This window comes from Pectobacterium sp. F1-1 (assembly GCF_025643735.1).
In the GTDB taxonomy this organism is placed as follows: Bacteria; Pseudomonadota; Gammaproteobacteria; order Enterobacterales; family Enterobacteriaceae; genus Pectobacterium; species Pectobacterium colocasium.
This window is the reverse complement of record NZ_CP104733.1, coordinates 933400-955312: the sequence shown is the minus strand read 5'-3', so window position 1 is coordinate 955312 and position 21913 is coordinate 933400. Positions and strand designations below refer to the sequence as shown.

The window sequence follows — 21913 nt, the reverse complement described above, 5'->3', positions numbered from 1 at the left end:
ACAGCAAAATAAATAATGCATTTAAAATACATATTTTCTGGTCAGTCAGCGTGCGGGTTAATAGAATAAAGCCATCGCTTTTGGAATTTACAGAGGTAAAGATGCAAGATCTCATTTGTTATAAGAAGATGCCGCAGTGGAACAGCCAGACGCTGCCTGCTGCGTTTCAGGAAAAGCACAACACGCAGGAAGGTACCTGGGCAAAACTGACCGTGTTGAAAGGGGAAATGACCTTTTCCATGCTGACTGAAGACGGCGAGACGCTGGAGACGTTCCGGTTCTCCGAGCAGAACCAGCCGCCGTTTGTCGCCCCACAGGCGTGGCACCGCATCGTTTCTTTCTCTGACGATCTGGAATGTCAGCTCAGCTTTTTCTGTTCAGCGGAAGATTTCTACCATAAAAAATACGGTCTGACCCGCACCCATTCCGAAGTGATCAACGCGGTACAGTACGTCAATCCGGGCAAAACGCTGGATTTAGGCTGCGGCGGTGGGCGTAATGCGCTGTATCTGAACCTGCGTGGGTTTGATGTGACGGCCTGTGACAAGCACGAGCAGAGCATTGATTCGCTGAATAACATCATCAAGAGCGAAGCGCTGGAACACATCCGGGCGCGCGTTTACAACATCAATCTGGCGGAAATCAAAGAACAGTACAACTTTATCCTGTCGACCGTCGTGCTGATGTTTCTGGAACGTGACCGTATTCCACACATCATCAGCAATATGCAGAACAACACCGTTAACGGTGGCTATAACCTGATTATTGCCGCGATGTCGACGGAGGATTGCCCGTGCCCGATGCCCTTCTCGTTTACCTTTAAAGAAGCTGAGCTGAAGAACTATTACGCCGACTGGGAGATCCTCAAATACAACGAGGATATGGGTGAACTGCATAAGACGGATGCACACGGCAACCGCATCAAACTGCGCTTTGCCACACTACTGGCAAGAAAGCCATAAACACAGGCCGGCCATTAGAAACCTACCCCGTTAAATACAAAAGGGCCGATGAATCGGCCCTTTTGTTTGCGTGGTATCCGCGTGAATCAGCTGGCTTTGCGCTCTGCAGCAATGCGGTAAGCCACCAGATCTTCAATCGTCAGTACCGGCATGTTGTGCTGCTTGGCAAACGCGATCACTTCCGGCGCGTGCGCCATTGAACCATCATCGTTCGTCAGTTCACACAGAACGCCAGACGGTTTCAAACCTGCCAGCGTCATCAGGTCTACCGTTGCTTCAGTGTGACCACCGCGCGTTAATACGCCACCCGGTTGGGCGCGCAGCGGGAATACGTGACCAGGACGATTCAGATCGCTCGGCTTGGCGTTATCCGCAATCGCGGCACGAATGGTGGTCAGGCGGTCGGCAGCGGAAACGCCTGTCGTCACGCCTTCGGCAGCTTCAATCGTCACCGTGAACGCCGTTTGATAATGGCTGGAGTTCTTCTCCACCATCATTGGCAATTCTAACTGCTGGCGACGCTCTTCCGTCAGGCACAGGCACACGATGCCACTACCGTGACGAATCGTCAGCGCCATTTGTTCAACGGTCATATTTTCAGCGGAGAAGATCATGTCACCTTCGTTTTCACGATCTTCATCATCCAACACCAGCACGCCGCGGCCATGACGCAATGCATCAAGTGCGCGTTCTACGCGTTCAGTCGGATTGCCAAATTCAGAAAGTAATGTCTGATTCATGGTAAAAAACCTCAATGTTATTATGAATTACCAGAATCAGGGCGAGCTTGAGGAGTAACCATTACGACTGGTTGCATAGTAATAGTTAGCAAAAATAACGCGAGCGAGCATGTAGCCCGACAGATACCGTTACTCTCTCCCATCCGGACTATAACCGTCGGCTCCGGAATTACACCGGATCTGCTGACCCCACGTTGCGAAATCGATAATCAACATCGAAAAACACAGCATGAGCGCTCGCGGGCTTCCAGTATAGATACTGGTTTACCGCCGGTGGGGAATTACACCCCGCCCTGAGAATAAGCGCATTTACTATAACGCTAATACCTCGACAGGGCAATTGATCCGCCGCAGGAAATAGGGCAAAACGTATGCTGAATTGCAGTAAAACTATTCTGAACTACAGCAAAACCATTCTGAATTACAGCAAAATCATGCTGAATATGTGCAAAGCAGGGAGCGGATTTAGTTTATCCATCCCACGACTCGCATTACACTCACTCTCGCATTACACTTGCTGTAGTAGTGACTTTACATAACCTAATCAGGAAAGCGACATGATTGACCCAAAGAAGATTGAGCAAATCGCCCGTCAAGTGCATGAATCCATGCCAAAAGGTATCCGGGAATTGGGTGATGATGTGGAGAAAAAGATTCGTCAGGTCTTGCAAGCACAGCTGACCCGATTGGATTTGGTGAACCGTGAAGAGTTCGATATTCAGACGCAGGTTCTGCTCCGCACGCGCGAGAAGATTGCCCGCCTGGAACAGCGCCTGACGGAGCTGGAAGCGAAACTGTCTGCGGAAGAAAAACCCGCCGCAGCGCCGGAAAACGACTAATCCTCATAGTAATTCGTCTCATCACAACCGCTCGTAACATCGCGATGCAGCGCCCTAATCAGGGCGTTGCTCGATTCCCGATGCCGCCACCGCGACCGTCTCCGACGCGCAGGTTTCACGCCACAGAACTCAGCATAAAACGACTCAGTGAGAAACCACTTCAACCTGCTTGCGCGGCAGGAACAGCCATAGCACGACCAGCATGATTAACGCATACAGCGATTTCCAGCCGATCATCAGCAACAGCGCACAGCAAAGCAAACAGCCAATTGCCGCCATCACGCGCGCACGTCCTTTCAGTAAACGCCACCCAGCCAGCATACACAGCAGATAGATCAGCACAAAGATGCCGTTCGCGTACACAATCAGCAGATCCAGCGGTAGCCTGAGCCAGTAAATCAACAGGCTGCACACCAGGCAGCAGCTCACGACAACCGACAGCGCATTTACCGGCGCCCGCCCCGCAGACAGCTTTGCCAATGCACTGCTTCTCGGTGCCTGCGACCAGACAAGGCGGGCGAAGCCCTGCGTGTAAATATTCACGCTGGCAAAGCAGGCCAGATAACCGACAAAGCAGGCGATCCACAGCGCATGCTGACCAAACAGCTGCACAACGATGCCCGGCAGTGACGCCGTGGCGGCCATCCCCTCACCGTAAGCCTTAAAATGCAATACCGCCACTGTGCATCCCCAGTAAACCGCACCTGCGAGCAGCATGCCGATGAGTAAAGCCCGTGGGAAATCCCGCTCCGGCACACGGAACTCCGTCGCCATATGGGCAAAAGCTTCAAGACCCACAAAGCACCAGAACATCACGGCCAACGCACCAAAGGTGTTAGACCATGACAGCTCATTCACCGACGGCCAGGGAATGTGTGTGGGCGTAATATCGCCCTGCCACCAGATAGCAACAACCAACCCCACCACTAACATCGCGATAATAATCTGAATGTTGGCGCTGGATCCGGCGCTGCGCAGGCCAAGCAGCCAGATCCCCCCCAGCGTCAGCAGTTGTACGCAGAGCAGCCCCAGATCACTCCAGCCAAATGCTGCCTGCCAGAACCCGGCGGCAATCTGCAAAGCAGCAGGTAGCCCTAGCGGAATAACAGAGAGGAATAGCCAGCCAGTCACACGCGCCATGCGTGGACCAAAAGCCAGATTCACAAAATGCGCGGCTCCGCCCGCATTAGGAAAATGTTGCCCCAGAGCGGCAAAACCGATGGCGATAGGAAAAACAAGCAGGATCAAGATCGGCCACGCCCACAGACTATCCCGCTGCGCCAGCTGTGCGACCAGTGCAGGAACCGCAAACACCCCCGTCCCCAGCAACGAAGTCGACAGCAGCCCCACCCCCTGGATTAGACCAAGCTCTTGTTTTAATCCTTTTGCTTCACTCACAACGCTTCACCTTTTCTTGCCTTTTTACGCCACGATTTGATCTAAGAATAAAAAAAGCCTCCCTTAACGGAGGCTTCTCTCACCCACTGCATTCGCAAACTTATGCTTTCACATAGATAGTGCTATCAGGCGTTGGCTTTCAGCACATCGCGGATGCGGGCTTTATAGGATTCAACCTTCTGCGGCGTCATCATGCGACGCTCATCATCCTGCACCACGCCGCCAACATCATCGGCAATACGCTGTGCAGACTGTAACATCAGTTTAAAGTTTTGGCTGGCGTCGCCATAAGACGGCACCATCATGAAAATGGACACGCCGGGCGTCGAGAACTCGGACATCGCGTCCACATCAAACGAACCGGGTTTCACCATATTCGCCAGGCTGAACAACACCGGGCCAGCACCCGCTGGGTTTACATGACGATGGAAAATGTTCATTTCACCAAACTGGAAACCGGCCTGAAGCAGGCTTTGCAACAGCAGTTCGCCACCAATAACACCGCCCTGGTGCGCCACGACGTGCAGCACCAGAACCGCTTCTTTTGCCGCTGCGGGTTCGACAGGTTCAGCGGGTTGCTGAGGCTGCGCAGGCTGAACCTTCTCATGCAACGAATGTGCAGCAGGCTGCTGCGGAGCGGACTGCGGCGCATCATAGGCAAATGACTCACGCGGCGAATCAATGTTCGACTGGGCTGGGCTTGGCGTTTCTCTGGGACTGACAACCTGCGGGTTGCTATCGCCACGCACCTGCGAACGCGGAGAATCCACTGGCGTGGCTTCATCCAGTAAAGGATCGTAAGAAGAAACGGGAGACAGGTGCTCGAACGGCGATTTCGCCTCTGGGCGAACGTCTTCACGTGCACTGCTGTTATCAAATGATTGACTATCAAATGGCCGGTTATCAAACGAAGAATTATCAAATGACGCGCTACCAAATGAGGGTTCATTCTGTTGCGGACGCGCACCCTTCACGCGAACCTCGCCAACGCCTTCATCCAGCTCGTCAAGCGGCGTTTCATCACGCGCTTTCTTTGCGCGTTTAACCGGGCGGTCACGAAAAAGGGACGAGCGCTCTTTACGGCTAGTCCACAAGCCGTGAAGTAAAAGCGCTATTATAGCGATCGCGCCAACAACGATTAATATCAGACGCAAGTCCTGCATCATTGCTATCCCAATTGTTCTAACAATACATTGCCACCACGGCAAATACTTATACTACTAACTCTATTTGCCTGAGTACACAAGTGCAAGCCTGCACGGTACTTTATGACAATAAAGATAGATACAACGCACTTTTTTGCTGTTTTTTCATCCAAATGCGGGCTAGTCAGCATAAGATCATCCCGATATGATGCCTCAACAAACAAATGACTGAGTATATTGTCACTATGTCTTTCGAAAAACCGTCTTACGGCAACACCGCAGGCCAGGTTCGCAGCGGCATACACTATTTTCTTGCCGGATGGCGTTTGATTTCACTGCCGGGCATCCGGCGTTTCGTCATTCTTCCCCTGCTCATGAACATCGTGCTGATGGGCGGTGCTTTTTGGTGGCTTTTCACCCAGTTGAATGATTGGATTCCTCAGCTCATGAGCCACATTCCGAGCTGGCTGCAATGGCTCAGCTACCTCATTTGGCCACTCGCCGTCCTCTCCATCCTGCTGGTATTCAGCTACCTATTCAGTACTATCGCCAATTTTATCGCCGCACCGTTTAACGGCTTATTGGCGGAGCAGTTGGAAGCTAAATTAACAGGCCAGACGCTGCCGGACAGCAGCATGCTCGGCATCGCCAAAGATGTCCCCCGGATTATGAAGCGTGAAATCCAAAAGCTGGCGTATTACCTACCACGCGCGATTGTGCTATTGCTTCTCTATTTCATCCCCGGTATTGGGCAAACTGTCGCACCGGTGCTGTGGTTCCTGTTCAGCGCGTGGATGCTGGCGATTCAGTACTGCGATTATCCGTTTGATAACCACAAAGTGGGCTTTTCCACCATGCGGCAGGCATTACGCCGTCACAAGGTCGCCAATATGCAGTTTGGCGCCCTGGTCAGCCTGTTTACGCTGGTGCCTTTTTTGAATCTGGTCATCATGCCCGTCGCGGTATGTGGCGCAACGCAGCTGTGGGTGGATCGCTATCGGGATCTGTCAGCGACGCTGCCGAAAAAAGCGCCCTAAAAGCGCGAGTGCACTGGCTGATCGGAGCCAGTGCTTTCTATTGTAATGAAAAGATATTTCTTAAGAACATAACGATATAGCAATTCTTTACTTCACTGAAAGGTGTGAACGGGTATTCTCTCTACGTTCGCAAAAATTTCATACAGTTATAAGGACAGGCTATGAGCAAGATCTACGAAGACAATTCTTTCACAATCGGCCATACGCCGCTGGTTCGCCTGAACCGTATCGGCAACGGACGCATTCTGGCTAAAGTGGAATCCCGCAACCCCAGCTTCAGCGTAAAATGCCGTATCGGCGCCAACCTGATTTGGGACGCAGAAAAACGCGGCGTTCTCAAACCAGGCATTGAACTGGTTGAACCGACCAGCGGAAACACAGGGATTGCTCTGGCCTACGTCGCAGCGGCTCGTGGTTACAAACTCACGCTCACCATGCCGGAAACCATGAGCATCGAGCGTCGTAAACTGCTGAAAGCGCTGGGTGCCAATCTGGTGCTGACCGAAGGCGCGAAAGGTATGAAAGGCGCGATTGCCAAAGCAGAAGAGATTGTCGCCAGCGATCCAAGCCGTTATCTGCTGCTACAGCAGTTCAGCAACCCCGCTAACCCGGAAATTCACGAAAAAACGACTGGTCCTGAAATCTGGGAAGACACGGACGGTCAGGTTGATGTCTTTATCTCCGGCGTCGGTACAGGCGGTACGCTGACTGGTGTCAGCCGCTACATCAAGAACACCAAAGGCAAAGCCATCATTAGCGTGGCGGTTGAACCCACCGATTCACCAGTTATCACTCAGGCACTGGCAGGCGAAGACCTGAAACCAGGCCCACACAAGATTCAAGGCATTGGCGCGGGCTTCATTCCGGGTAACCTGGATCTGAAACTGATTGACCGCGTAGAAAAAATCACCAATGAAGAAGCGATCAGCACTGCACGCCGTTTGATGGAAGAAGAAGGCATTCTCGCCGGGATTTCTTCCGGCGCCGCCGTTGCCGCCGCGCTGAATCTGCTCAAAGAGAAAGAGTTTGACGGCAAAACTATCGTTGTCATTCTGCCGTCTTCCGGCGAACGTTATCTGAGTACGGCACTCTTTGCCGACCTGTTCACTGAGCAGGAATTGCAACAGTAATCTTCCGGTCGCACTCGAACAACAAGTGACCAATGTGTTAAAAAAGCACCTATTTAGGTGCTTTTTTGTGGCACACTTCAAACTTTCCACTACATACAGATTGCTTTTCTACATCAGGTTTAGTATTTAACCGAACAATTATTTTGATGCGTGAAATTAATGTCAGACAAACGCCACGCCATACCACATTATTTTTGTCTTACGTAAATCGGTTTTTGTCTTGCGTAAAACGGTTTTGTCTTGCGCACGATAGCCACATCGCCGTTTTGCGACCGGGGTTAAGATAATGGGTAGCGGAAGCTGTGGTGTTTGATGGTATTTTATCCAGGAAATACGTTTGACGGTTTTCTTGTCGCATCGTGGCTCGCCCCTGTAACATAAATCAGGCGCTAACCAAACAGGCTAAAGTTCAGTGAATCAGCTAAACTTTAGTTCCACAACATTAATCTAATCCATAAGTTGGGAAAAAAGCATGTTCCAGCAAGAAGTGACTATCACCGCACCAAATGGCCTGCACACTCGTCCCGCTGCTCAGTTCGTTAAAGAAGCCAAAGGCTTCGCTTCTGAAATCACCGTGACATCCAACGGCAAGAGCGCTAGCGCCAAAAGCCTGTTCAAATTACAAACACTCGGCTTAACCCAAGGAACTGTGGTTACTATCGCTGCGGAAGGCGAAGACGAACAAAAAGCGGTTGAACATCTGGTTAAGCTGATGGCCGAGCTCGAGTAAGCAACGGGTCTTTTTAGTGAACATCAGAATCGAGTAAGGTAGGGTTATGATTTCAGGCATATTAGTATCACCGGGGATTGCTTTTGGTAAGGCACTGTTACTGAAAGAAGATGAAATTATCATCAACCGGAAAAAAATCTCTGCGGATCAGGTGGAGCAGGAAATTGAACGTTTTCTGACTGGCCGTTCCAAAGCATCCGCACAGTTGGAAGCTATCAAGAAGAAAGCCGGCGAGACGCTGGGCGCAGAGAAAGAAGCCATCTTCGAAGGCCACATCATGTTGCTGGAAGATGAAGAGTTCGAGCAGGAAATCATAGCCCTGATTAAAGATGAACAGGCTTCCGCCGACGCCGCTGCGTTTTCCGTTATCGAAAACCAGGCCAAAGCACTGGAAGAACTTGATGATGAATATCTGAAAGAACGCGCCGCAGACATGCGTGATATCGGGAAGCGTTTGCTACGCAACATTCTCAATATGACCATCGTCGATCTGGGCGATATTCAGGATGAAGTCATTCTGGTTGCTACGGATCTGACGCCGTCAGAAACCGCGCAGTTGAATCTGGACAAAGTGCTGGGCTTCATTACCGATCTCGGTGGCCGCACGTCCCACACCTCCATTATGGCCCGTTCGCTGGAGCTGCCTGCTATCGTCGGCACGACCAACGTGACGCAACAGGTCAAAAACGGCGACTATCTGATTCTGGATGCCGTAAACAACCAGATCTATCAGAATCCGACCACAGAAAAAATTGAAGAATTAAAAGCCATTCAGCAGCAGTACAGCGCTGAAAAATATGAGCTGGCCAAGCTGAAAGATCTGCCAGCCATCACGCTGGATGGTCATCAGGTTGAAGTCTGTGCCAACATCGGTACCGTGCGTGATGTCGCCGGGGCTGAGCGTAACGGCGCAGAAGGTGTCGGCCTGTATCGTACCGAATTCCTGTTCATGGATCGTGATTCTCTGCCGACAGAAGAAGAGCAGTTCCAGGCGTATAAGGCGGTGGCCGAAGCCGTTGGCGCTCAGGCAGTTATCGTCCGTACCATGGATATCGGCGGTGACAAAGACCTGCCTTACATGAACCTGCCGAAGGAAGAGAACCCGTTCCTTGGCTGGCGTGCTATCCGTATCTGTCTGGATCGTAAAGAAATCCTGCACGCCCAACTGCGTGCCATTCTGCGCGCATCCAGCTTTGGCAAGCTGCGTATCATGTTCCCGATGATTATCTCCGTGGAAGAAGTGCGTGAGCTGAAAGCCGAACTGGCGATGCTGAAAGCGCAGCTGAGAGAAGAAGGTAAAGCCTTCGACGAAAGCATTGAAGTCGGCGTGATGGTTGAAACCCCTGCCGCTGCCGCAATCGCGCCACATTTAGCCAAAGAAGTCGACTTCTTTAGTATTGGGACAAATGACTTAACCCAGTATACTCTGGCTGTTGATCGCGGTAATGAGCTGATTTCTCATCTCTATAATCCGATGTCCCCCGCCGTCCTTACCCTGATTAAGCAGGTTATCGATGCGTCTCATGCCGAAGGCAAGTGGACAGGGATGTGTGGTGAGCTCGCCGGTGACGAACGTGCTACACTACTGTTATTGGGAATGGGTCTGGACGAATTCAGCATGAGTGCGATCTCTATCCCGAGCATCAAGAAAATCATCCGTAATGCGAATTACGAAGATGCGAAGGCGCTGGCGGAGCAGGCATTAGCTCAACCGACAGCACAAGAGTTAAGCAATCTGGTGAGCCGCTTTATTAAAGAAAAAACGCTCTGCTGATTCTGCTTCACCTAATAGGTTTCAAGGTGGCAATCAGCCCCCCCGACAGGCGATACCGTCGCGGTCGGGGTAGCGAAAAAAGCCAATGCCACAACGACTTGAAAGATTAGGGTATATGCTGGCCCAATATTAATGCTTAGGAGAGAATCATGGGTTTGTTCGATAAATTGAAATCTCTGGTTTCTGACGACAAAAAAGACACTGGCAGCATCGAAATCATTGCCCCACTGTCGGGTGAAATCGTCAATATTGAAGATGTTCCTGATGTCGTATTCGCAGAGAAAATCGTCGGTGACGGTATTGCCATCAAACCAACTGGCAACAAGATTGTCGCACCGGTAGACGGCACCATCGGTAAGATTTTTGAAACCAACCATGCGTTTTCCATCGAGTCTGACAGCGGCATTGAGCTGTTTGTGCACTTTGGTATTGATACCGTTGAATTGAAAGGCGAAGGCTTCAAACGCATCGCCGAAGAAGGCCAGCGCGTGAAGAAAGGCGATCTCGTTATCGAGTTTGACCTGGCGCTGCTGGAAGAAAAAGCGAAGTCTACTCTGACCCCAGTGGTTATTTCCAACATGGATGAAATCAAGGAATTGACCAAACTGAGTGGTACGGTCGTTGTCGGCGAAACGCCGGTTATCCGTATCAAAAAGTAAACCGCCCTTCTACGGATGGTCTACTACGTTTGCACGAAACGGCACCCGGATGGTGCCGTTTTCGTTTCAGGCTTTCCAGCGCGGTACGCACAGGCGAATCACTAATCCACGCTGTTCACCGTTGTCCGCTTCAATATGCCCACCGTGCGCCAGCACCACTTTGCGAGTAATCGCCAGCCCCAGCCCATAGCCCTTGCCAGACAGCGGCGAATCCACACGAATAAAAGGATCGAAGATGCTGGAGAGCTTACTTTTCTCCACGCCGGGTCCCTGATCGGCGACCTGAATCGTCCACTCATGCTCGTTGCCAATAAGCGATACGGAAACCTGCTGCTCGCGGGCTGAAAAACGTAGCGCGTTGCGCATCACATTATCGACCGCCCTGCGCATCAGCTCCGAGTTGCCTTTAATCGTGTAGTCCTCGTCTTCATCCGCCGCCAGCAGGATTTCGACGCCAGTGACCTGCGCTTCATAGCGCGCATCGTTGACGACGGCCGTCACCAGTCCCAGTAAATCGAAATAGGCTTCCTCAATGCCAGAATGCTCCGTGCGCGATAGCGTCAGCAGCTCGCCAATCATCTTATCCATCAGCAGCGCTTCACGCTCAATACGCTGTAAGGAGTTATCGACATTGTCTGGGTTTTGCCTTATCAACCCGATAGCGAGCTGCAAACGCGCCAGCGGGGAGCGCAGCTCGTGTGAAACATCATGAAGCAGCTGTTCACGCGCGCTGGCCAGGCTATCCAACCGTTCGACCATGGAATCAAAATCACGCGCCACGTCACTGATTTCATCATGTCGCTTATGCATTACCGGCAGCAGGCGTACATTCAGATCCCCTTGAGCTACCTGATCAAACCCTGCGCGGATCTGGTTCAGCGGACGCGCCAGACTCCATGCCAGTACCGAACTAAACAGCAGCCCACCGAACCCCGCGATAATGACAAACGGCACGGGTACGTTAAGAAACTCGATCGGACGAGGAGGACGGAATTCGCTGCGCAGCAGCTCGGTGTCATAACGTATCTGATACCACTTTCCGGCAGGCCCACTGACCTGCTTGATCATGTGCGTAGCACGCGGCGCGTTACGCTTATCCGGCGCAAAATCATCGACGGGCATCGCATTCTCCGAGGCGGAATTCAATTCCTGCTCCGACAGCGGCAACGGCGATTCCGTGACGGAAATGTATTGTTGCTCTTGCTGCGGCAACAGCGACATCACATCGTTCAATTCACCCAGACCGCCATGTTGCAGCGCCGCCGCCACCATCTCCGTTTGCATCGTCGCAATACGGGAAACCACGATCTCTTCCAGCGGCTTATGGCGTTCGCCGTAAAAAGAAAAAGCCAGCCACAGCAACTGAGACATCACGAGGAACGTCAGCCAGAACCCGAGCAATATCTTCCAGAAAAGCCTTCCACGAATCATCATCAGCGAATCCGGTATCCCACACTGCGCACAGTTTCAATCGTCATGCTGTTGCCCGGCAATGCACAGAGCTTCTGACGAATATTGCTGATGTGCACATCCACGCTGCGGTCATACGCTTCACGGCGACGTCCCAGACATTTTTCGGACAGCTCATCCTTTGACACCACCCGCTCAGGGGAACGTAACAACAGCTCCAGCAAATTAAATTCAGACGCCGTCAGATCAAACGGCTTTCCGCGCCACTCGCTGATACGCGTCGCTGGGTTCAATACCAGATCGCCGCTGGCTGCCAGGCTCTCGTCTCGCTTTGCACTCGGCTGGTCATCATAGCGACGTAGCACCGCCCGCAACCTTGCCACCAGCTCACGCGGGTAACAGGGTTTAGGCATATAGTCATCCGCGCCCATTTCCAGACCGATAACTCTGTCGATGTTGTCACCGCGCGCCGTTAGCATAATGACGGGCAACTGTTCGGTTTTTCTGATCTGGCGCAGCACGTCAATGCCGCTCATATCCGGCAACATGACATCCAGAATCATCGCGGTGTAATCCCCCGACATCGCCCCCTCGACGCCTTCTTTACCTGTCAGCACCCGGGAGGTCGAAAACCCTTCCGCATTCAGGTACTCACAGAGCATATCGCCCAGCTCTACGTCGTCATCGACCAGTAAAATATTCATATCCTGTCCTCATTAATCGGGTATACCCTACATCATTCGATGTTGCGGAAAAAAATGCACATATCGCTTGAAGCATGACGGGTATAGATGCTGTATTCTCAGGCTTAGCGTTAATATTCGCAGCCAGATTTACCTAATCCTTACCATTTCTTTGAGCAAAGATTACCGCTACCTTTACGGACTCGGGGTAAATTACTCACCTGCGTTATTTACTTCCGTTCAAATGTATTCATTAAGGACGACTCCCCCTGATGCAATCACGATTTTTTACACGACGCCGTACGACGATCGCGCTGGGTCTTATCGCCGCTGCCGTGCTTATTCATCTGTTTTTCAACAAGCCAGCCCCCGCGCCAAGCGCGATGACCGCCGCCGCAGAAATTGCGGATCTCGAACAGACGGTACTCGCTGACGGCAAAATTGAGGCGCAGAAGCAGGTCAGCGTCGGTGCTCAAGCCTCAGGGCAAATCAAAGCGCTGCATGTCGAACTCGGCGATAAGGTCACAAAAGGGCAATTGATCGCCGAGATTGATGACCTCCCCCAGCAGGACACGTTAAGAAATGGCGAAGCGGCGCTAAAAAATATTCAGGCGCAGCGCACTGCCAAACTGGCGGAGTTGCGTAACAACGAATTAAGCTGGCAGCGTCAGCAAATGTTAATGAAACGCGGCGTTGGCGCACAGGCCGATTACGATAGCGCGAAAGCCACGCTGGATGCCACCAAAGCCAATATCGATGCGCTGGACGCACAGATCGTTCAGGCACAAATTACCGTCAACACCGCTAAGGTTAACCTGGGGTATACCCAGATTCGTTCACCGATGGATGGCACTGTGGTGGCCATTCCTGTTGAAGCAGGCCAAACGGTCAACGCCATCCAGACAACGCCGACCATTGCCAAAGTCGCCAATCTGGACACCATGACCATCAAGGTGAAGATTTCAGAAGCCGACGTCGTCAAGGTGAAAACCGGCATGCCCGTGTGGTTTAGTATTCTGGGCGAACCCAGTAAACGTTACGAAGCCACGCTGAGCTCGATTGAACCCGCACCGGACTCCATCAATACAGACTCAACCACGACATCATCCAGTTCGAGTAGCACCAGTTCTTCATCCAGCACCGCGATCTATTACAACGGCCTGTTCGACGTGAAGAATCCTGACGGCGTATTACGCATTTCCATGACAGCACAGGTATATATTCTGCTGTCTTCAGTGAAAAATGCCATTGTCGTCCCGGCAACAGCATTAACCTCGCGCAATGGCATGTGGTACGTGCAGGTGATGAATGCGAACAAGAAGATCGAATCACGCCTGGTCACACTCGGCCTCAATGATAACGTGCGCACCCAGATCCGTTCGGGGCTCAGCGTTGGGGAACAAGTGGTTGTCAGCCCGTCATCCGGTGATGTCGCGTCCACGCATCCCGGCCCGCCGATGGGGATGTAACGCATGTCCACATCCTTACTTAAGCTGACCAGCATTACCCGCCGCTTTTCCAACGGCGAACAGGACGTCACCGTCCTCAAGGACATCAACCTGACGATCAATCAGGGAGAAATGGTGGCCATTGTTGGCGCATCCGGTTCGGGAAAATCCACGCTGATGAATATTCTCGGCTGTCTGGATAAACCCTCCTCCGGGGATTATCAGGTGGCAGGGCGCGCCGTGGGCGAACTGGACAACGACCAGTTAGCGGAACTGCGTCGCGAGCATTTTGGTTTTATTTTCCAGCGCTATCACCTGCTGGGCGACCTCAGCGCGCTAGGGAATGTCGAAGTGCCGGCCATTTATGCCGGTAAAAGCCGACAGGCGCGCCGTCAACGGGCGGCGGAGCTGTTAAGCCGGCTGGGACTGGAGAATCGCCTTCACTATCGACCCAGCCAGCTTTCTGGCGGCCAGCAGCAGCGCGTCAGTATCGCCCGTGCGCTGATGAACGGCGGCGGCATTATTCTGGCGGATGAACCCACTGGCGCGCTGGACACCCACAGCGGCAACGAGGTGCTGAGCATCCTCCGCGATCTGCATAGACAGGGCAACACCGTTGTCATCGTCACGCACGACATGACGATTGCCGAGCATGCGCAGCGCATCATAGAACTGCGCGATGGCGAAGTGATTGCCGATCGACAAACGCGTCCCGAAGAGGCCACCGCGCCATCGCCTGAGGCCGCCAGTTCTCCGGCAACCTCGGCCCTGAACCAGTTCAAAGACCGCTTTATTGACGCATTCAAAATGGCGCTGCTGGCGATGAACGCCCAGCGGATGCGCACTTTTCTGACCATGCTCGGCATCATTATCGGCATCGCATCGGTTGTTTCGGTGGTGGCACTGGGGAAAGGCTCACAGGAGCAAGTGCTGGCCGACATCAACTCGATGGGCACCAGCACGCTGGAAATTTTCCCCGGCAAAGATTTCGGCGACATGGATGCCAGCGCCATTCAAACGCTGCGCGCCAGCGATATTCAGCCACTGACGCAGCATCCCTACGTGCATAGCGTCACCCCGTCTATCTCCACCAGCGTCACGATGCGCTATGGCAACATTGCCGTGTCTGCCAGCGTTTCCGGGGTGGGTGAACAGTTCTTCACCGTGCGTGGTTACACGCTGCAACGCGGCGTGCTTTTCCCTCGCAGCAGCGTCGATGAACTGGCACAGGACGCGGTGATTGACAAAAACACGCTTAACAAGCTCTTTCCCCACGGCGAGGATCCCATTGGACAAGTGATTCTGCTGGGCTCGCTGCCCGTTCGGATTATCGGCGTCGTCAGCAAGAATCAGGGTGGCTTCGGCAGTGACGAAAACCTGAATGTCTGGGTGCCGTACACCACCGTGATGAAACGCATGGTCGGACAGTCCTACCTGAAAAGCATCACGGTGCGGGTGAAAGACAATATTGATATGAACGTCGCCGAGAAAAGCATCACCGCCCTGCTGACACAGCGACACGGTACGAAAGATTTCTTTGTCATGAACACGGACAGCATCCGTCAGATGATCGAGAAAACCACCACCACGCTCACGCTGCTGGTGTCGATGATCGCGCTGATTTCGCTGCTGGTCGGCGGTATCGGTGTCATGAACATCATGCTGGTCTCTGTCACGGAGCGAACCCGAGAGATCGGCGTTCGTATGGCGGTCGGCGCACGCACCAGCGACATCATGCAGCAGTTTCTGATCGAAGCGGTGCTGGTCTGCCTGTTCGGCGGCATAATCGGTGTGGGGCTGTCGCTGGCTATCGGCGTACTGTTTGCACAGTTCAGCAGCAATTTCGCGATGATCTATTCCAGTTCATCGATTATTGCCGCATTCCTGTGCTCCAGCCTGATTGGCATTATCTTCGGCTTCTTCCCTGCCCGTCGTGCGGCGCAGATGGAACCGATTCACGCACTGGAGCGAGAATAGTCATCAGTCAAATACCCCGGTGGACAGATACCGATCGCCGCGATCGCAGGCGATTGCCACGATCACACTACCGGGGTTTTCCGCAGCAATCCGCAGTGCGCCAGCAACCGCGCCGCCGGTACTGACACCGCAGAAGATCCCTTCCTGACGCGCCAGTTGCCGCAGCGTATTCTCGGCGTCGACCTGTGTCATATCCAAAATACGATCGACCAGATCGGCGCGGAAAATGCCCGGCATATAGTCCGGTGACCAACGGCGAATACCGGGAATATGGCTGCCTTCCGCAGGCTGTAGCCCGACTGTACAGATTACTGGGTTCTGCTGCTTCAGATAGCGGCTGACGCCGGATATCGTGCCGGTCGTTCCCATGCTGGAGATAAAGTGGGTCAGCTTACCCGCCGTTTGCTGCCAGATCTCCGGGCCAGTCGTGAGAAAATGCGCCAACGAATTGTCCGGGTTATTGAACTGATCGAGCGTTTTCCCCTCTCCCGCCAGCACCATCTGTTTTGCGCGATCCCGCGCCCCTTCCATCCCTAACTTGCGATTAACCAGAACCAGTTCTGCGCCATACGCACGCATCGCAGTCTGACGTTCATAGCTCATGTTGTCCGGCATCAGCAGACGTAACCGATAACCCTTTACCGCCGCAATCATCGCCAGCGCAATGCCGGTATTCCCGCTGGTCGCCTCGATTAGCCGATCGCCGGGAGTAATCTCGCCGCGATTCTCTGCCTGCTGGATCATAGAGAGTGCAGCCCGATCTTTTACCGAGCCGGCGGGGTTATTCCCTTCCAGCTTCAGCCAAATTTCACTGTTCAGCCCCTGCGTCAGGCGCTGCAATTTCACCAGCGGGGTATTGCCAATACACTGCTCAAGCGTTGTCACAAGTTGAGTCCTAAAAAGTCTCACCCACTTACGGAGTGAACGATAAAATTAACGTTGCTGACAAACCCATGATGGTTAATTCGAGATACATGGGGCTACCACAGGGCGAGGTATCCCTACGGGAACCTCATCCCTGTGTTTCCCCTAAAATCTGACTTTGCCAACAATCTCAATTTACTGCTTTTCAGGCGGATTCTGTTCCCGCCCTTGCGCCATTTGCCGTTTCACCCGCCACTGCAAGGCGCTTTTGATGAACAGCGTCAGTATCGCCATCACGGTTAACAGCGCCGCGGCGGTAAACGCGCCCACGCTGTTATAGTCCTGATGCAGCAATTCAACCTGAAGCGGTAGCGTATAGGTTTCACCACGAATCGCCCCCGACACCACGGATACCGCACCAAACTCGCCAATCGCACGGGCATTCGTCAGTACCACGCCATACAACAACGCCCAGCGAATATTCGGTAACGTCACCCGATAGAACACCTGCCAGCCCGACGCACCAAGCAGCACAGCCGCCTCTTCTTCCTGACTGCCCTGACTCATCATCACCGGAACCAGTTCCCTGACCATAAACGGGCAGGTCACGAATATGGTCACCAGCGCAATGCCCGGCCAGGCAAACATCAGCTGTAGTCCCTGTTCATCCAGCCAGCCGCCAACCGGCCCGTTGGTGCTGTAAAAAAGCAGATACAACAGACCCGCAACCACCGGCGAGACGGCAAAAGGGATGTCGATCAGCGTGAGCAGCAGTTGCCGCCCCGGAAACTGAAAGCGCGTGACCAGCCACGCCAGCAACGTGCCAAAAACCAGATTTACCGGTACGACAATCGCCACCACCAGCAGCGTGAGACCAATCGCATGCAGCATGTCAGGATCGCTCAGGTTACGCCAGACGCCCCCTAGCCCGTGCGCCAGCGCCGCGGCAAAAATTGACACCAAAGGGATGACCAGCATGATGAGCGATAATATCACGCCCAGTGCAATCAGCGCTGCCCTTCCCCAGTTGCCTTCCTGCCGAACAGGATGAGCCTGACGCCGCGTCGTCACGGTAGGAATCTCAGCCATTACACGCTCCGGGTCCGTTGACCAAAACGGCTTTGCAGTACGTTGACGGCAAACAGGATCAATAAGGATACCGCCAACACAACGGAAGCAATCGCACTCGCGGCAGGGAAATCAAACTCCTGCAAGCGGATAAAAATCATCAGCGAAACGACTTCCGTCTGCCAGGCGATATTCCCTGCAATAAAGATGACCGCGCCAAATTCGCCCAGACTGCGGGCAAACGACATCGCGGTGCCCGTTAAGAGCGCCGGAGTTAATTCCGGTAAAATGACATAGCGAAAACACTGCCAGCGATTCGCCCCCAGCGTCTGCGCCGCCTCTTCATATTCCGGCCCCAGCTCTTCCAGTACCGGTTGAACGGTACGCACCACAAAGGGAATACTGGTGAACGCCATCGCCACCGTAATCCCCAGCCAGGTGTACGAGACCTTGATGCCGAATTCAGCCAGCCATGCCCCATACCAGCCGGTGGTTGAAAACAGCGCGGCCAGCGTCAACCCCGCGACGGCAGTGGGGAGCGCAAAGGGCAAATCCATCAGCCCATCCAGTAAAGCACGGCCGGGAAAGCGATAGCGCGTCAGAATCCACGCCATCAACAGGCCGAATCCCGCATTGAATACTGTCGCCAGCCCCGCGGCCAGAAGCGTCACCTTGTAAGCAGCCACCACCTGCGGATTGGAAATCACCGCCCAGTATTGCGCCAGACTCATTTCCGAAAGCTGCATCACCAGTGCGCTTAAAGGCAGTAACAGAATCAGACAGACGAACAGCAGGCTGCTGCCCAGACTCAATGCGAATCCCGGCAGCACCCGTTTACCTGAACCAGAAAAAAGGTTACCCGACCCCAAAGCCATTACTGACGACCAGCCGCCAGCAATTTATCCAGCTCGCCACCGGTGTCGAAATGGATTTTCATCACCTGTGGCCATGTGCCAAACTGATCTTCCACCCGGAATAAGGTGGTGTCCGGAAAGCGGGATTTCAGCGTTTGCGTCAGTTCGGGGTTATTCACACGATAGTAAAAATCCGTGATGATCTTCTGCGCTTCCGGGCTATACAGATAATTCAGATAGGCTTTTGCTGCCTGCTCGGTGCCGTTCTTCTCCACATTCTTATCGATCCACGCGACGGGGAATTCCGCCAGCACGTTGACTTTCGGAACGATCACCTCGTAGTTCTCGGCACCGTACTGATTACGAATGTTATTCACCTCGGATTCAAAGCTGATCAGCACATCACCTAACTGACGCTCCACAAACGTGGTGGTTGCGCCACGGCCGCCGGTATCAAATACCGCAACGTTTGCCAGAAAACGTGTTATCCACGCGCGCGTTTTGGCCTCGTCGCCACCGTTGGCTTTGCTAGTCGCGCCCCAGGCTGCAAGATAGGTATAACGGGCATTGCCGGAGGTTTTCGGATTCGGGAAAATCAGCTTCACGTCATCACGCACCAAATCGTTCCAGTCGTGAATCCCTTTAGGATTGCCTTTGCGAACCAGAAACGCCATGGTCGAGTAGAATGGAGAACTATTATTCGGTAAACGCGCCTGCCAGTCGGCGGGAATCAACTGCCCGCGATCGTGCAGGATCTGGACGTCCGTCACCTGATTGTAGGTTACGACATCGGCCTTTAGGCCCTGCAAAATAGCCAGCGCCTGTTTAGACGAACCGGCATGTGATTGTTTGATCGTCAGCGGATCGTTAGGGTGCTGCGACAACCACTGTTTTTCAAAACCGGGATTGAGCGCCACAAATAGCTCACGTGACACATCATAAGAGCTGTTCAGCAACTCGGTAGCAGAGACAGCGCTCTGACCACCCAGCAGCAATGACAGCGCCAGAGAACCTTTCACCAGCCAGCCTTTCACCTGTACGTGATTCATCTTATGTCCTGCCAGAGTTAGCGCCTATTTGGTAGGCTTTGTTATGGGGGATCTATCGTTTGCATAGCCATTTTTTTGGAAAAAATGCACTTGTCAGCGCAACTCAGTGTAGGGGGAAGTGATGGTTAACATATAACCTTTATATATAACATTTCGGGATTTTTAAGCGCTAAAGGACATAACCCAAGACAAAAGAGATAGGAAGAAAAAGCGGAATGGAGAAGGAAGGTATGGCCCGATAGCCTGATGCGGGGAAGCTCAAATGTTGAAAACTGAAAGCGAATGCCTGCACAAGTGCAGGCATCAGGAAACGCGTTGGATCTTATAGCGATAAAAGTTGATCCAGAGAAGGCGCGAAGAAGTAGCTGCCGCTGACGGCACGCGTAAAGCGCAGCATCTCATCACGTTTACCGTCACGATCGCCGAACATGCTCAGCAATTGCTGCTCGATGTTATGCAGACGTGCGCAGTAGGCGACAAAATAGAGCCCATTTTTCCCACTCGCGGTGCCATAAGGCAGGCTTTGACGCAGGATTTTCAGCCCTTTGCCGTCTTCCTTTAAATCCACACGGCTGAGATGCGACGTCACAGGGCGTTCATCAGAAGACAGCTCTTCGTTGTCCCGCTTGGTGCGCCCGATCATCTGTTCTTGCTGTTCCACGCTAAAACGCTGTAGCTGCTTCAGATTGTGTTCCCAGCGTTGGGTAAAGACGTAGCTGCCGCCCGCATCTGGCTGGCCTTCTGGGATAATCGCCACGGCATGGCGGGCATCGCCCTGCGGGTTTTCCGTACCGTCAACGAAACCACTGAGATCGCGATCTTCCACCCAGCGGAAACCGTGCGTCTCTTCTTCGATACGAATCGAGCCACCAAACGCGGCCAGCGCCGCCTGTGCCAGCGTGAAGTTCACATCATGGCGCAGTGATTGAATGTGGATCAACAAATCGCGCTGCGTAGCAGGTGCAAGCCCGTTACCCAGTGGCGTAAAGGGTTTCAGCTCTGCCGCACCGCGAGTACAATCCAGATCGCGCCAGACATCGTTGCCAAATGCCAGCACCGCGCCTAATCCCGCATCGGGATACTGCTGCTGTAGCTCTTGCAATGTCTGACAGAATTTTTTGCATCCCTGCCGGATAACATCAAACTCTCCCTGAATCATCGCTTCCATAAAGATGGCAAAACGGCGGTGTTCCAACAAAATACCGCTTTGAATTGGTGTCATTTCTGCTTCCTCAAGCGTCAGTTTTCTCTTTTGTTGTTATGGTTTACTACGATTATGGCTTACGACTATAGCGATGGCGCATGCGACCACCGAAAAACTATCAGGCGACGCCGCTATCATACCGGAAGCCGCCTGACGTTTACCTTGCGTAAACGCAAGTTAGTTTCGCGCCTGCGCGTGCCACACAATCTTACTCACTTTCCAGTTTTTCAGGATATCGTCAGGCGGCATCAAGCCTTCCGGGCCGCTCCATTCGCCGGAATAGAGGTAGCTGATATGCGTACTCTGCGGCGCGGCGCATTCCACACTTTGCGCATCATCACCTTGTCCTAACTGACAGGATTCAAATGCTTTGCTGTAGGTATTGCTAAAAGCGTCACCGATTTTCACACCGCCTGCGCTGCCTACCGCCGGATCCATGACCTCAACTTTGCGCACGCTGCCCTTCGGCTGACCGCTGATGATCATCTTCACCTCTTTCCCATCCAGCGCCTGATAAAACGCGACCAGTTGACCGTTGGAGGTCCCCATTCCACTACGCAGTTGATAACCACCATCCAGTGCGCTCTGTAGCGCCCCTTCGGACAGTGGCGTACCGGCATTGATGCCACCAACACCCGCATCAGTCACCTCCAGCGAACTGCCAAACCAGTTAAACGGCGACAGGCTGGACCAGGAGAAATGCGAAAGCGTGCTGCATCCACTCAGCAACAGCGGTAACCCCAGCACCAGCGATAAACCCAGCGGGCGAAAATTCATAGCATGTACTCCTCAAGATTGAACGGCTTCCGTCATCAGCCACCCTAATAAGATGGGGATTGGAGTCTGCAAGCGACGAAAAGTGCCGTAAAAGACGGGATAATCTTGTGAGGGATTATAGAGGGCATACGAAAAGAAACCTACCAGAACGACAGACAAAGGCCG

At 53.1% G+C, this 21913-nt stretch carries 20 protein-coding genes and 1 riboswitch; of the genes, 9 read left to right on the top strand and 11 right to left on the bottom strand.

The window, feature by feature from the left end; all coding sequences use genetic code 11:
* The first annotated feature begins 101 nt into the window (after positions 1-101).
* Entirely contained in the window at positions 102-962 is an 861-nt protein-coding gene (tehB, locus tag NAL19_RS04175) for an SAM-dependent methyltransferase TehB (protein ID WP_263058838.1), read from the top strand.
* 86 nt (positions 963-1048) lie between these two features.
* On the opposite strand, the gene ribB is transcribed toward tehB, so the two are convergent.
* The gene (ribB, locus tag NAL19_RS04170) at positions 1049-1702 is read right to left on the bottom strand and encodes a 3,4-dihydroxy-2-butanone-4-phosphate synthase (RefSeq protein ID WP_104210040.1); all 654 of its coding nucleotides are present in this window, start codon (positions 1700-1702) and stop codon (positions 1049-1051) included.
* 127 nt (positions 1703-1829) lie between these two features.
* Positions 1830-2007: riboswitch (FMN riboswitch) on the bottom strand.
* A 252-nt stretch (positions 2008-2259) separates the two neighbouring features.
* Between ribB and ubiK the strand changes: the two genes are divergently transcribed.
* Entirely contained in the window at positions 2260-2541 is a 282-nt protein-coding gene (gene ubiK, locus NAL19_RS04165; RefSeq protein WP_012773475.1) for a ubiquinone biosynthesis accessory factor UbiK, read from the top strand.
* A 144-nt stretch (positions 2542-2685) separates the two neighbouring features.
* Here ubiK and yjeH read toward each other — a convergent pair whose 3' ends face one another.
* Both yjeH and zipA read right to left on the bottom strand, forming a co-directional pair.
* On the bottom strand, positions 2686-3939 hold the full coding sequence (gene yjeH / locus NAL19_RS04160; protein ID WP_263058837.1) for an L-methionine/branched-chain amino acid transporter: 1254 nt from the start codon (positions 3937-3939) through the stop codon (positions 2686-2688).
* A 125-nt stretch (positions 3940-4064) separates the two neighbouring features.
* Positions 4065-5105, bottom strand: coding sequence for a cell division protein ZipA (gene zipA / locus NAL19_RS04155; RefSeq protein WP_263058836.1), 1041 nt, complete (start codon positions 5103-5105; stop codon positions 4065-4067).
* Between the two features lie 224 nt (positions 5106-5329).
* Between zipA and cysZ the strand changes: the two genes are divergently transcribed.
* The 5 genes from cysZ (at position 5330) to crr (ending at position 10414) form a co-directional block, all read left to right on the top strand.
* Complete coding sequence (gene cysZ / locus NAL19_RS04150; RefSeq protein ID WP_263058835.1) at positions 5330-6121, top strand: sulfate transporter CysZ; 792 nt, start codon at positions 5330-5332, stop codon at positions 6119-6121.
* A gap of 161 nt (positions 6122-6282) precedes the next feature.
* Complete coding sequence (cysK, locus tag NAL19_RS04145) at positions 6283-7251, top strand: cysteine synthase A (protein WP_263058834.1); 969 nt, start codon at positions 6283-6285, stop codon at positions 7249-7251.
* A gap of 472 nt (positions 7252-7723) precedes the next feature.
* Positions 7724-7981 (top strand): phosphocarrier protein Hpr, encoded by a 258-nt coding sequence (ptsH, locus tag NAL19_RS04140; protein WP_009114311.1) that lies wholly within the window; start codon positions 7724-7726, stop codon positions 7979-7981.
* 46 nt (positions 7982-8027) lie between these two features.
* Complete coding sequence (gene ptsI / locus NAL19_RS04135) at positions 8028-9755, top strand: phosphoenolpyruvate-protein phosphotransferase PtsI (RefSeq protein ID WP_263058833.1); 1728 nt, start codon at positions 8028-8030, stop codon at positions 9753-9755.
* Between the two features lie 149 nt (positions 9756-9904).
* A complete protein-coding gene (gene crr / locus NAL19_RS04130) occupies positions 9905-10414 on the top strand; it encodes a PTS glucose transporter subunit IIA (protein ID WP_010284368.1) in 510 nt (169 codons plus the stop codon).
* 66 nt (positions 10415-10480) lie between these two features.
* Here the strand turns inward: crr and NAL19_RS04125 are convergent, their stop codons facing one another.
* Entirely contained in the window at positions 10481-11848 is a 1368-nt protein-coding gene (locus tag NAL19_RS04125) for an ATP-binding protein (RefSeq protein WP_263058832.1), read from the bottom strand.
* Complete coding sequence (locus NAL19_RS04120; protein ID WP_263058831.1) at positions 11848-12528, bottom strand: response regulator transcription factor; 681 nt, start codon at positions 12526-12528, stop codon at positions 11848-11850. The genes NAL19_RS04125 and NAL19_RS04120 overlap by 1 nt, the downstream gene beginning before the upstream one ends.
* A gap of 251 nt (positions 12529-12779) precedes the next feature.
* Here NAL19_RS04120 and NAL19_RS04115 point away from each other — a divergent pair, with 251 nt between their 5' ends.
* Positions 12780-13976, top strand: a complete 1197-nt coding sequence (locus NAL19_RS04115) for an efflux RND transporter periplasmic adaptor subunit (RefSeq protein ID WP_263058830.1) — start codon at positions 12780-12782, stop codon at positions 13974-13976.
* 3 nt (positions 13977-13979) lie between these two features.
* The gene (locus NAL19_RS04110) at positions 13980-15932 is read left to right on the top strand and encodes a MacB family efflux pump subunit (protein ID WP_263058829.1); all 1953 of its coding nucleotides are present in this window, start codon (positions 13980-13982) and stop codon (positions 15930-15932) included.
* A gap of 3 nt (positions 15933-15935) precedes the next feature.
* Here the strand turns inward: NAL19_RS04110 and cysM are convergent, their stop codons facing one another.
* The 6 genes from cysM to NAL19_RS04080 all read right to left on the bottom strand — a co-directional run bounded on the left by cysM (position 15936) and on the right by NAL19_RS04080 (position 21748).
* Positions 15936-16817 carry a cysteine synthase CysM gene (cysM, locus tag NAL19_RS04105; protein WP_263058828.1) on the bottom strand — a complete coding sequence of 294 codons (882 nt, stop codon included), beginning with the start codon at positions 16815-16817 and terminating at the stop codon, positions 15936-15938.
* 174 nt (positions 16818-16991) lie between these two features.
* Complete coding sequence (gene cysW / locus NAL19_RS04100; protein ID WP_263058827.1) at positions 16992-17885, bottom strand: sulfate/thiosulfate ABC transporter permease CysW; 894 nt, start codon at positions 17883-17885, stop codon at positions 16992-16994.
* A complete protein-coding gene (gene cysT, locus NAL19_RS04095) occupies positions 17885-18739 on the bottom strand; it encodes a sulfate/thiosulfate ABC transporter permease CysT (RefSeq protein ID WP_263058826.1) in 855 nt (284 codons plus the stop codon). Before cysT ends, cysW begins: the two co-directional genes overlap by 1 nt.
* Entirely contained in the window at positions 18739-19767 is a 1029-nt protein-coding gene (locus NAL19_RS04090; protein WP_263058825.1) for a sulfate ABC transporter substrate-binding protein, read from the bottom strand. Before NAL19_RS04090 ends, cysT begins: the two co-directional genes overlap by 1 nt.
* A gap of 322 nt (positions 19768-20089) precedes the next feature.
* Positions 20090-20989 carry a Dyp-type peroxidase gene (locus NAL19_RS04085; RefSeq protein WP_263058824.1) on the bottom strand — a complete coding sequence of 300 codons (900 nt, stop codon included), beginning with the start codon at positions 20987-20989 and terminating at the stop codon, positions 20090-20092.
* A 159-nt stretch (positions 20990-21148) separates the two neighbouring features.
* Positions 21149-21748 carry an RpoE-regulated lipoprotein gene (locus NAL19_RS04080; protein WP_263058823.1) on the bottom strand — a complete coding sequence of 200 codons (600 nt, stop codon included), beginning with the start codon at positions 21746-21748 and terminating at the stop codon, positions 21149-21151.
* Positions 21749-21913: the final 165 nt, after the last annotated feature.